The 12,374-nt window shown below is 64.8% G+C and carries 8 protein-coding genes; 5 read left to right on the top strand and 3 right to left on the bottom strand.

Annotated elements, in window-relative coordinates:
• Window positions 1-149 precede the first annotated feature (149 nt).
• The 3 genes from BLR66_RS12880 to BLR66_RS12890 all read left to right on the top strand — a co-directional run bounded on the left by BLR66_RS12880 (window position 150) and on the right by BLR66_RS12890 (window position 2,905).
• Complete coding sequence (locus BLR66_RS12880) at window positions 150-974, top strand: alpha/beta fold hydrolase (RefSeq protein WP_093287175.1); 825 nt, start codon at window positions 150-152, stop codon at window positions 972-974.
• Between the two features lie 63 nt (window positions 975-1,037).
• Entirely contained in the window at window positions 1,038-1,682 is a 645-nt protein-coding gene (locus BLR66_RS12885) for an NTP transferase domain-containing protein (RefSeq protein WP_093287178.1), read from the top strand.
• The gene (locus BLR66_RS12890) at window positions 1,679-2,905 is read left to right on the top strand and encodes a molybdopterin molybdotransferase MoeA (protein ID WP_093287182.1); all 1,227 of its coding nucleotides are present in this window, start codon (window positions 1,679-1,681) and stop codon (window positions 2,903-2,905) included. The genes BLR66_RS12885 and BLR66_RS12890 overlap by 4 nt, the downstream gene beginning before the upstream one ends.
• Before the next feature lie 182 nt (window positions 2,906-3,087).
• Here the strand turns inward: BLR66_RS12890 and fdhD are convergent, their stop codons facing one another.
• From fdhD to BLR66_RS12905, 3 genes are all read right to left on the bottom strand, one after another.
• Window positions 3,088-3,939: a formate dehydrogenase accessory sulfurtransferase FdhD gene (gene fdhD, locus BLR66_RS12895; RefSeq protein ID WP_093287187.1), complete on the bottom strand. Its 852-nt coding sequence runs from the start codon at window positions 3,937-3,939 to the stop codon at window positions 3,088-3,090.
• On the bottom strand, window positions 3,932-6,244 hold the full coding sequence (locus BLR66_RS12900) for an FdhF/YdeP family oxidoreductase (protein ID WP_093287192.1): 2,313 nt from the start codon (window positions 6,242-6,244) through the stop codon (window positions 3,932-3,934). The genes fdhD and BLR66_RS12900 overlap by 8 nt, the downstream gene beginning before the upstream one ends.
• A gap of 124 nt (window positions 6,245-6,368) precedes the next feature.
• The gene (locus BLR66_RS12905; RefSeq protein WP_093287195.1) at window positions 6,369-8,414 is read right to left on the bottom strand and encodes a phytase; all 2,046 of its coding nucleotides are present in this window, start codon (window positions 8,412-8,414) and stop codon (window positions 6,369-6,371) included.
• A 202-nt stretch (window positions 8,415-8,616) separates the two neighbouring features.
• Between BLR66_RS12905 and BLR66_RS12910 the strand changes: the two genes are divergently transcribed.
• Both BLR66_RS12910 and BLR66_RS12915 read left to right on the top strand, forming a co-directional pair.
• On the top strand, window positions 8,617-11,001 hold the full coding sequence (locus BLR66_RS12910; RefSeq protein ID WP_093287199.1) for a TonB-dependent receptor plug domain-containing protein: 2,385 nt from the start codon (window positions 8,617-8,619) through the stop codon (window positions 10,999-11,001).
• Between the two features lie 78 nt (window positions 11,002-11,079).
• Complete coding sequence (locus BLR66_RS12915; RefSeq protein WP_176943866.1) at window positions 11,080-12,369, top strand: histidine-type phosphatase; 1,290 nt, start codon at window positions 11,080-11,082, stop codon at window positions 12,367-12,369.
• Window positions 12,370-12,374: the final 5 nt, after the last annotated feature.

The raw sequence follows: 12,374 nt of genomic DNA on the forward strand, positions 1-12,374 counted from the left end.
CGAAGGTGCGGTGAAAAAATGCACTGGCGTTTGCATGCTTGTAACCATCGCTGCACTACCTTGGCAAGGCCGCACGCGGGCGGGTGCGGCCCGCTGCCGCCGTGAACCATTCGAGCGACTTTCCCCCACCCGAACCCACAGGAGAAACCATGGCCACCTTCACCACCAAAGACGGCACCCAGCTCTACTACAAGGATTGGGGTACCGGCCCCATCGTCACCTTCAGTCATGGCTGGCCTTTGACCTCCGATGCCTGGGAAGCGCAGATGTTCCATCTGGCTTCCAACGGCTTCCGTTGCATCGCCCATGACCGCCGCGGCCACGGACGCTCCAGCCAGCCTTGGGACGGCAACGAGATGGACACCTATGCCGACGACTTGGCGGAACTGTTCGCGCATCTGGACGTCAAGGACGCGGTCATGATCGGCCATTCGACCGGCGGCGGCGAAGTGGCGCGCTACATCGGCCGCCATGGCACCAAGCGCGTGAAGAAAGCCGTGCTGATGGGCGCGGTGCCGCCGATCATGCTCAAGACCGAAGCCAATCCCGGTGGCCTGCCGATCGAAGTCTTCGACGGCTTCCGCAAGGCTTACCTCGCCGATCGTTCGCAATTCTTCCTCGATGTGGCCAGCGGTCCGTTCTTCGGCTTCAACCGGCCTGGCGCGAAGGTTTCGCAGGGCCTGATCCAGTCGTGGTGGGCGCAGGGCATGTTGTCCGGACACAAGAACGCCTACGACTGCATCAAGGCTTTTTCGGAAACCGACTTCACCGAGGATCTGAAGAAGTTCGACGTGCCCACCCTGATCATCCACGGCGACGACGACCAGATCGTGCCGATCGGCGCCTCGGCGATGCTTTCGTCGAAGTTGGTCAAGGATTCGGTGTTGAAAATCTATCCCGGCGGTACCCACAGCCTGGGCGACACCAGCAAGGACCAGCTCAACGCCGATCTGCTGGAGTTCGCGCGCAGCTGATCGACGGGCGCCCCGGCACGGGGTGTGGATATGGCGAAAACGCACGGGTGGTAGATTGGCGGTATGAGCCAAGCCACCCGTGCCGCCGAATCGAACCCTCCGCGCGAAACGCTCCCCGCGCTGCATGGCCTGGTGCTGAGCGGCGGCGCCAGCACGCGGATGGGGAAGGACAAGGCGCTGCTCGACTGGCACGGCGAACCGCAACTGCAGGCGACATTTCGCCTGTTGAGTGGGCACGTGCGATCCTGCTTCGTGTCCTTGCGCAGCGATCAGCGGGCCGAACCGGTCCGTGCGGCGTTGCCGGGCATCATCGACGAGATCGAAGGAGCAGGGTCGGCCGCCGGTTTGCTGGCAGCGCACGCGGCTTATCCGGAGGCAGCATGGCTGGTGCTGGCCTGCGATCTTCCGCTTTTGCAGGCCTCTACTTTGGAAGCGCTGATCCGCGCTCGCGACGGACAGCGCGCGGCCATCGCCTATCGCAGCCCCATCGACGGTTTGCCTGAGCCCCTGTGCGCCCTGTGGGAACCGGCGGCGCTGGCGCGCTTGTCGCACCAGGCGCAGGCGGGGCGGTACGGGCTGCGCGAGGTGTTGCGATCGGCCGACACGCTGTTGCTGCCCGCGCCCGGTGGTGGCGAACTGGACAACATCAACACGCCACAAGAGCGGCAACGGCTGGCTCTTCGAATGGAGCGAGGCACGTCGGAATGATCGCCTACGCCCAAGCGCTTGAACTGCTGTTGGCGGAAGCCGCTGTCCTGCCAGCCGAGTGGTGCCGATCGGCGGATGCTTGCGGACGGATTCTCGCCGAACCATTGCGCGCGTCGAATATGCTGCCGCCCTTCGACAATGCAGCGATGGATGGATACGCCTTCGCCACTTCGAGCGAAGGACTGGCCGCAGGCAGCGAGCATCGGGTCGCCGGCCAGCTCGCCGCTGGCGCGCCACCGCCGCCCGATGCGGCCGGCGACGTGTGGGAAATCGCTACCGGTGCAGCCTTGCCGGCAGGGCTGGATTGCATCGTGCCGTTCGAACGCGTCGAACGCTTGAGTGCAGAGCGCATCCGGTTGCGCGAAGCCGCCTTCGCCGGACAGAACATACGCCGTGCAGGCAGCGACATCGCCATTGCCGGAGAGGTGGCGGCAGCCGGGCAGCGTATCGATCCGGCCTTGCGAATGGTCCTGGCTGCGCTGGGCGTTGAGCGAATCAGCGTGCGGCGCAAGCCGCGCGTGGCGTTGCTGAGCACCGGCGCCGAACTGGTCGTCGATGCTTTGCTGCCACTGGGACCGGGACAGATCTACGCCTCCAATGCCTCGTACCTGGAAGCGTCGCTGCGTGCGCTGGGTGCGGAAGTAATCGCGAACGTGGCGCTGGGCGACGATGCGCAAGCCTTCGCCGCGCAGACGGGGCGGCTGGCCGATCAAGCCGATCTCGTCCTGAGCACCGGTGCGGTGTCGATGGGCAGCCGCGATTTCATACCTGCCGGCCTGCAAGCGATGGGCGCGCGTTTGCTGTTCCACAAGGCGGCGATCCGGCCCGGCAAGCCGATCCTGGCCGCGCGTTTGCAGGAAGGGGCCTTGTTCGTGGGGTTGCCCGGTAATCCGATCGCCGTTGCGGTCGGGCTGCGCTACTTCGTGGTGCCGTTGCTGCGTGCCATGCTGGGCATGCCTGCGGAAACTCCCTTGCGCGCTTCATTGGCGGCGCCGATCCGCGTGGCCAAGGGATTGCGGCATTTCCTCAAGGCGCGGCTGCGTCAAAGCAGCGATTCGGGCCTGGTCGCCGAGTTGCTGGAAGGCCAGCAGTCTTACCGCATGGGTTCGCTGCTGCAGGCCAATGCGTGGGTGGTGCTGCCGGAGGATGCCGACGAATGGCCGGCGGGAGCGCTGGTCGATGCGTTGCCGCGCGATGCGGATGGTGGTTGGTTTGTAGTTTGATTGTTTGGTTATTCGCCCTTCTCCCGCTAGCGGGAGAAGAGCCTGCCCCGTACTTGATACGGGGTGGCCGACAGGCGGGATGAGGGGGAGGCGTCGCAAATGTCCGGCGCGCGTTGCTTCGCCGAACGTGCCACCACTCGACGCAATGCTGAGCGCCGAACCCACAACAGCTCCGGCGTCCCTCACCCGCCTTCGGCACCCTCTCCCGCTAGCGGGAGAGGGGTTTGTCTCTGCAATCGGTGCGGATGGCTATAGACCACCTGACGTCCTGGCCGCGCGAAGCCGGCGAGGGTGAGGCCGCAATCGCGCGCCAAGTCGACGGCCAATGCCGTAGGCGCGGAGATGGCGGCAAGCAGGCCGATGCCCGCCACCGCTGCCTTGGTCACCATTTCGTAACTGGCGCGGCTGGTCACCAGCGCGAAACCCTGTGTCGGATCGACCTCGCCACGCACCATCGCGCCGATAAGTTTGTCCAACGCGTTGTGGCGCCCCACATCCTCGCGCACCAGTAGCAACGTTCCCTCAGGGGAAGCCCAGGCGGCGGCATGGGTTGCGCCGGTCGCCGCATTCAGCGGTTGCCGGTCCTGCAGCGCAGCCAATGCGATCTCGAGCGCGGCCAGCTCGACCGCCACGCTATCGCCGACAGGTGCAGGACGCTTCACCACCTCCTCGAGCAGGCGATTGCCGCAGATGCCGCAGCCGCTGCGGCCCGGCAGCAAGCGTTCGGGAGCCGCGTCGCCGGAGGCGGGATTGCGCGTGCGGATATCCAGCAGCAGACCTTCGAGAACGCTGCGCACCTCTATAGCCAAGATGTCGCCGGGAACCGCGCGCCCTTCGGTCAGCGAAAAACCGTAAGCGAAGTCCTGCAGGTCTCCCGGCGACGCCATCATCACCGCGAACGGCGTGCCGTCGTAGCTCACCGCTACCGGCACCTCTTCTGCGAGCAGATCCGAGTCGGTCCGCGCAATGCCGGCATGCAGTTGCGTGACCGGCCGGCGCGCATAGCCGTTGCCTGGTGGGTCAGGATCAACCACGGCCCGGCGTATCTTGCGAAGCGCGGATAGACACCGGAATGGACTTGTACGCGGGCGTGCCGGACTTGGGGTCGTGACTGTCCAGCGGCACCAGGCAATTGCCTTCCGGGTAGTACATGGCGGCCGAGCCGCGCGGGATGTCGTATTCCACCGCGGTAAAGCCGCGCACGCAGCGCGCTCCGGTGCCCGCCGCAGTCCCCATGCGCGATTCGATATCGATGCGGTCGCCGTGCTTCAAACTGCGCACCTGCAGATCCGCCGCATTCATGAACACCACATCGCGGCGTCCGCTGATGCCGCGATAGCGGTCGTCGAAGCCGTAGATGCTGGTGTTGTACTGGTCGTGCGAGCGGATCGTGGTCATGGTCAGCGTATCGGCGCGGTCGTCGCGCGGATCTTCGTTGAGCCTGGGCGCGACCAGGAAGTTGGCCTTGCGGCCAGGGCCGCCCCAGTCGCGTACCGAGGCGCCTACGTATAAGCGGAAGCCGCCCGGTTCGCGCACCCTGCGGTTGTAGTCGGCGAAGATGGGAAATACCGCTTCGATGCCGTCGCGGATGCGGTCGTAGTCGTCCACCAGCGACTGCCAATCCACTTTGCTCTCGGGCAGAGTCGCTTTGGCGATGCCGGCGACGATGGCCGGTTCGGAAAGCAGGTGTTCCGATGCCGGTTTCAAGCCGCCTTGCGAGGCATGCACCATCGACATCGAATCCTCCACCGTCACCGACTGCACGCCGCCGGTTTGCACATCCAGTTCGGTGCGGCCCAGGCACGGCAGCAGGAACGCCTGTTTGGCCGGGATCAGGTGCGAACGGTTGAGCTTGGTGGCCACATGCACCACCAGATCGAGTTTGCGCATGGCCGGGAAGGTGGTTTCCGGATCGGAGATCGCCACCGCCAGGTTGCCGCCCAGACACACCAGCGCCTTGGAGCGGGCGTCGCGGATCGCGCGCACTGCTTCTACCGCATCGTGCCCGTGGGTAAGCGGGAATTCGAAACCGTAGGCGCGCTTGATCGCGTCCACTAACGCTTGCGTGGGTTTCTCGGTGATGCCGACGGTGCGGTCGCCATACACATTGGAATGACCGCGGATCGGGGCGATGCCCGCACCAGGGCGGCCGATGTTTCCGCGCAGCAGCATCAGGTTGGCCATCAGTTGCACGTTCTGCGTGCCGAAGCGGTGCTGGGTCATGCCCATGCCGTAGCAGAGAATCACGCGTTCGGCCTTGGCGTAGACCTGCGCGGCGGCTTCGATATCGGCGCGCGACAGGCCGGAAGCCTCCACGATGTCTTCCCAGCGCGTACCGGCGATGTCCTCGCGCAACGCTTCCAGGCCCTGCGTGTGTTCGGCGATGAAGGCATGGTCCAGCACGCCCTTGCCGCCGGCGGCAAGATCGGCGGCGTCGGCTTCGAACAGCCACTTCATCATTCCCTTCAGCAGCGCGGCGTCGCCGCCGATCTTCACCTGGTAGTAGGTCTGGGCGATGGGCGTGGAGCTGTTGGTGAGCATCTCGCCAGGATCCTGCGGCGAGGCGAAGCGTTCCAGCCCGCGTTCGCGCAGCGGGTTCACCGCGATGATCGGCGCGCCTCGCTTGGAAATTGCACGCAAGGTCGAAAGCATGCGCGGATGGTTGGTGCCGGGATTGTGGCCGAAGCTGAAAAGCGCATCGCAATGATCGAAGTCTTCCAGCGTCACCGTGCCCTTGCCGACGCCGATGGATTCCGGCAGGCCGACGCTGGTGGCCTCGTGGCACATGTTGGAGCAGTCGGGAAAGTTGTTGGTGCCGAATTCGCGCACCATCAGTTGGTACAGGAATGCGGCTTCGTTCGAGGTTCGTCCCGAGGTGTAGAACTCGGCCATGTCCGGGTGGGGCAATTCACGCAGCGCTGCGCCGATGCGGGCGAACGCGTCTTCCCAAGCGATCGGGTGGTAGCGGTCGCTGGCCGCGTCGTAGGACAGCGGCTGGGTCAGCCGGCCGGCGTCTTCCAGCGCATGGTCGGACCACTCCCACAGCTCCGCGACGGTGTGGGTGGCGAACAGTTCGGGCGTGGCACGCTTGCCGGTGGCTTCCCATGCAACGGCTTTGGCGCCGTTCTCGCAGAACTCGAAGGAAGAAGTGTGCTTGGGGTCGGGCCAGGCGCAGCCGGGACAATCGAAACCGGCGGGCTGGTTGACGCGCCGCAGCGCGGCGGCTTCGCGTCCTACCGCCATCTGGCTCTTCAACGCCCGCGCCACCGCGCCCAGTGCGCCCCATCCCCCGGCGGGGCCTTCGAAATTTTCTACGCCAGGAACCTTGCGTTCAGCCATGGAATTCAATGCCGGTCAGCGCCGTTGCGACTGACCGGAGTTTGCCACGATTGAGCCAGGCCTGCGGTGAATGGCGTTGCGTGATGGATGTGCGTACGGCGCAGTCCGCCATCGGTTTTCGAGCTTAGTTGCCGCGCATTTCCAGCTTCAGCGCGCGCGCGATCGATTCCCACGGCACGTACTTGTAGTTCTGGTTTTCCACCGGCATCACGTTGCGGCCGTCCTGGGCGATCATGGCGCCGTGCTCGAAACCGGGGCCCAGGTTGCGGCTGGTGATCTCCAGCCCATCGGTTTCGGAAATGCCGTCGATGCCGCGCAGCGGATCGGCGACCACGGCGAACGATCCCAGATATTCCTGCTTGCCTTCGCGGCGATAGACCGCATAGGTGTCGTTGCCCTGGCTGGACACGACGATGTAGCCGCGGCCGTCGCCCAGGTCGTAGATGCCCAGTCCCTCGAAGTCGTCCTTGACCGCGGGATTGTCGGCGATCTTCTGCACCGCGGTCTTCGCATCGCCACCATCGGGCTCGGCCGACATGCGCCACAGGGCCACGTCTTCTTCGTCCACGTACAGCGTGCCGTCGTGGTCGTCGGCCACGCACCCTTCGGTCTGCGAATCGAAATTCATGTCGCGCACCAGCTTGGCGGTTACGCGGCCTTGCGCGGTCGCCACCAGTTCCCATTGGCGCTTGCGCGTGTCGTCGCCGTTGACGAACACGTAAAAGCGCTGGTCCTTCGGGCTGCGGTACATGCACAGGCCGTAGGGGTCGCCCAGTCCAGTGGGCTGTACGCCATCGGCGACATCGACCAGTTCGCGCTTCTGCGTGTCCAGCCGGTAGAGCCCGATGGACTTGTCGGTGCGATTGCTGGCCGCGACCAGCACGATCTTCTCGCCGCCCAGCTCGAAGTCCTCGCGCAGGTCGACGTTGTTCATCTTGCCGACCGGCAGGAACTGCACCACCTTGCCTTGCATGTCGTAGAGGTACAGGCCGGCCTTCTTGTCGGTGGCCACTACCAGACTCTTGGCCGGATCCTGCGGGTTGGCCCAGATCGCGGGGTCGTCGGCGGCGTCGCCGTAGCTGCCGGCGAACGTGGTCTCCACGGTGGCGGTGACTGCTGCGACCTTTTTGGGTTCGGCCGTGGCGGCGGCGGTAGCGTCGAGGGGCAGATTCAGCGCCTTGGCGATATCTTCCATGGCCAGCGCTTTGTAGTTGGAGCCGTCTTCGTCGGTGATCAACAGCAGGCCGTTGGGGAACGACGGATAAGCCGCGCCGGTCGCGAACAGCGGGCCCGGTTCGCCGATGGCTTCGCTGCTGCCTGGCGCCGCTACCTTGAACGCGCCCAGGAAGGCGTCGTGCTTGTCGCGGTCGTACACGTTCACCTGGCCTGCCGAGGCGTCCGATGCGATCAGCCAGCGCTTGCCGCCTCCGTCGTAGACCGCGATGCCGCCGCTTTCCTCTTCGATATGGCCCAGTCGCGGCGCGTCGACGATCCTGGCCGAGACATCGGCTTCCGGATCGGCGTTGAAGCGCCAGATGCCCACACCTTCTTCCGAGGCGTACACGTGGCCTTTGTTGTCCGCCGCGCATTGCTTGAGCGGGGAGGGCACGTTGATGCGGCGCATCTGCCGAGCGTCCAGCTTGCCCCCGGCGGTGGCGAACAGGATCTGCTGATCCACTTCGCCGCCATCGCCGACGATGAAGGCGTACAAGGCGCTGTCCAGCGGGTTGCGGAACAGGCAGATGCCTTCGGCCGCGAAGCCGAGCGGCAACGGCCGCGCTCCTATTTCGGTCAGTTTTTCGCCCTGCATGGAAAACAGGCGCAGGCTATTGGTAGTGGTGTCGATGGCGGCCAGCACGGTGGCTTTGCCCTTGCCCAGTGCGACGTCGTAGGCCACGTCCACCGCGGCTACTTCGCCCGAAGGCGCCGTGCCCAGGAGCTTGCCGGCAAGGTCGTAGACCTCCAGTCCGCCCAGTGCCGAGGTGCCGACCAAGCGGCTGCGCGCCGGTTTGGCCGAATCGCGCACCAGCACGGCGGCATTGGCCTCTTTGCTGACGGTCGGCGCGGTCTGCGATCTGGCGGAAATCAAGGCGGTTTCCTGCGCGGCCGCGGTGCAGCAAAGCGCAAGAGCGATCGAGGCGGCCAGACAGGCCGTGCGGCGGATTCCCATATGCTCTCCCGTGCGGACGCAGGCGGCCCGTGGTGTCATCAAGCGTCAATGTGTGGGCGGCAAGATCACATACCGTTTCCGGTTTTGCAAGAGAAATTCTAAATCTGTTGCAATTTGGAATGTTTGTTCGTAATCTCCCGAGCAACCGCCCGGTCAGGCCTTCGCCTGGCTGTTTGCGGACGTCCTCGGGAGGGACTGAACGATGCGGAACATTCACAGGAATGCGCTGACGGCTTTGATATTGAGCAGCCTGGCCATCGCGCCGGGATATGCGCTGGCACAGGACGCGGATGCCGCGCCCGCGCCGCAGAACGATGAGGTCACCGATCTGCAATCGGTGGTGGTGACCGGGGAAATCCAGTACCGCAACCGCACCGAAACCACCGCGCCGGAGCTGGTCTACGGCCAGGAATTCTTCGCCCAGTTCGAGCCGGTTTCGGTCGGCGACCAGCTGCGCCGCGTGCCGGGCGTGGCCTTTACCAGTGATATCGGCGAGTCCGATTCGCCGCAGTTGCGCGGGCTTGGCCAAGGCTATACCCAGGTGCTGGTGAACGGCCGTCCCATTCCCGGCGCCGGCAACGACCGCACCGTGTTCGTCGACCGCATTCCGGCCGAGATCATCGACCGCATCGAGATCGTGCGTTCGCCCAGCGCCGACATCGACAGCCAGGGCGTAGGCGGCACCATCAACATCATCCTCAAGGACGGCGAAAGCCTGCCGCCGGGCGTGATCGCCCGCGTCGGCGCCACCTACAACACCGATGCCGGCAATATCCGCGGCAACGGTTCGGTGTCCTGGTCCGGGCGCAACGAAGCAGACACGGTCTTCTATTCGCTCACTCTGGATGCGCAGGAACGCTACAACAATAAAGACACCGTGCAGGAAGTGTTCGAAAGCGATTCGGTGGGCTTCGACGAGGAAGTCGGCCGGCATGGCTCCGGCGCCGGCCTCGCCCGCTTCGACGACCCTGAAAATTCGTCGGCGATAGAGCGCACCGAAGAACAGGACAGCCGCGATTCGCGCGACCTGTCGTTCAACGGCGATTTGACCTGGAAGCCGACGGAGGATTCCAGCCTGCGGCTTGACGCGTTCTACCTGAGCACCGACCGCAAGGAACATCAGGACACTTTCAATTACGAAGGCGACGGCAGCGTCGGCGGGCTCGACCTCGAGAATCCCGAGCTGGAGTTCGAGGACACCGACATCCAGCAGGACAGCTTCGGTTTGGGCGCCGAGTACCAGAAACAATTGAGCGACGTGAGCAAGTTCAGCCTGCAGGCGGCCTATGCCAGCTTCACGGACGACACCGTGCAGGACAAGTTCGAGGAAACCAACGAGGATCTGGTCAGCAAGGAAACCACCGACGCCGAAGACGCCGAATGGTCGGCCAGCGCGTCCTACACGCGCGAGCTGTCCGACCGGGTGGAAATGAAGGTGGGCGTCTCCGGCAAGGTCAAGGACCGCGACTATCGCCTGATCGTCGACGACGACCTGGATGACGAAGAGGAATTCACCCGCAACGACGGACGCTTCCAATACAAGGAGCGCCGCCTGGACGCCTATGCGCAATTCAAATGGAAACTCAGCAGCGCGGTGACGCTGGAAACCGGTCTGCGGGCGGAAAGCACCAAGACCGAACAGGATTTCCAGAACGAACTCTCCGAAGGCGGCGTGCTGGAAGAGACCATCGTCGGCGATGCGGACAGCAGCGAGTTCATGCTCAATCCGTCCGCTCACCTGCAATGGAAGCTTACCGACAACGATCAGTTCCGCGTCAGCCTGGCGCGCACGGTCCGCCGGCCCAGCATCGATCAGGTCATTCCGTCGTACGCGCTGGAATCGCCGGCCGACGAAGACGTGACCATAGGCAACCCGGATCTTTCGTTCGAATCCTCGTGGGGCCTGGACGTAGGTTACGAGCGGCGCTTCGGCGGGCGCGGCGTGTTCGGCGTCAACGTGTTCACGCGGCGGATCTCCGACCTGATCGGGCTGGTCAATACAGGCCTGACGGTCGACGAGATCGGCCTGGATCCGGAAGATTTCCCCGGCAATATCTACACCTACCAGAACATCGGCGATGCCAAGACCCATGGCGTCGAATTCGATCTGTCCACGCCGCTGGAATTCATGGGCATGTCCGAAACAGGCGTGTTCGCCAACTACACCCGGCTCTGGTCCGACCGCGACGATCCGGCCGGCGGCGGCAAGATCGAGATCGACTACCAGCCCAAGTACGTCTATAACGTCGGCGTCACCCAGAACCTGCCTACCTGGAACATGAGCTTCGGCTTCAGTTACCAGAAGCAGGGCGAATCGCGTTTCGTCACTTACGGCGAGATCGAAAGCCAGAAGTACGACGGCAATCTGGAATTCTTCGTCGAAAAGCGTCTTGGCGACCGCTGGGTGCTGCGTCTGACCGGCAATAACCTGCTGGACGCGGACAGCTTGCAGGCCGAAGCCGGGTTCGACGGCGACAACGGTGCGGAGATCCTGGCCAACCAGGCGGCCTACGACGTGGACGCGTATGAAATCGAGCGCGAGAATTCTTCGCCACGGTGGACCCTCACCTTGCGCGCGGTGTTCTGAGCGTTTCGCAGAATGCAATAACGCAGTCGACCGATGGCCTCCCAGGAGGTCATCGGTCCATCCGGCAGAAGGAAAAACATGTCATCGATACGCTTCGGATGCGCGGTCGCGCGCCTGTCCTGCATTGGCGTCCTGACAGCGTGCGCGGCCGGTTGCGCCGCCGAAGGTCGGACCTCGGCTACCGGTCCTCAAGCCGTGCATGGGGACGATCTGCGTCTCGAGCGGGTGGTGATGCTGATGCGGCACGGCGTACGGCCGCCGACCAGGGCCAAGGTCGCACCCGAGGCACTGCACGATAAATCCTGGCCGAAGTGGTCGGTGGATTTCGGCGAACTCACCGCGCACGGCTACGACGCAGTGCGCCTGCTGGGGCAGTGGGACCGCGCCAACTGGGTGGCCCGCGGGCTGCTGCCGGCGACGGGCTGTCCCGCCGAAGCCGACGTGGAGGTCGCGGCCAGCAACAAGTCGCGCACCCAGGCGACCGCACGGGCGCTGGTGGAAGGCATGGCGCCCGGCTGCGCACTGCATGTCGAATTTCCCGCCACTCCCGACGACGACGTCGAGTTCCATCCGCTGGATGCCGGCGCAATGCCCATCGATGCGGACGAAGCAATGCGCGCGGTGGCGGCGCTTGCGCCGGCCGGCGGCATGCAGGCAGAAATCGCCACGCATGCCGAACGCTTCGCTTTGCTCAACAAGGCGCTGGGATGCGAAGGCTCGCGCAAGAGCGCTGCTTGCGATGTATCGGCGCTGCCTGCGGGTCTGGTGCGCAATGAGGGCGACCGGCCCGATGTCGGCGATCCCTTCGGTTTGGCTTCGACGATCAGCCAGACTTTCCTGCTGGAATACCTGGAAGGCATGCCGATGCGGGACGTGGCCTGGGGCCGGCTGACGCGCGGGCAGATCGAAGAGTTGCTGGAATTCCATTCGCTGAAGTTCTACTACGAAGGACGCGCACCTTACGTGGCAGCGCGCGCGGCCTCGCCGCTGGCCGCGCGCATGCTCGAGGCGATGGAGCAGGGGCCGCGACTCACCGTGCTGGTGGGACACGACACCAACATCGCCGACCTGGGCGGGCTGCTGGATCTGCACTGGCAGGTGCCCAGCTATCCGCGCGACGATCCGCCGCCGGGTGGCGCGCTGGGATTCGAAGTGCTGGCCGATGCATCGGGAAAACGCTTCGTGCGTGCGTTCTATCGTTCGCAGACCATGGACCAAGTGCGCGAACTGCAGCCGTTGTCGGCAGCCAACGCGCCCGCCTACCAATACCTGCCGATTCCCGGTTGCGACAACGGCTGCCCATTGCCGGAATTCGAAGCGCTGCTCCGCTCGCGCCTGGTGCGGCCGCTGAAGTCCGCCGGCCGCTGATTCCG

This window comes from Pseudoxanthomonas sp. CF125 (genome assembly GCF_900104085.1).
Lineage (GTDB): Bacteria > Pseudomonadota > Gammaproteobacteria > Xanthomonadales > Xanthomonadaceae > Pseudoxanthomonas_A.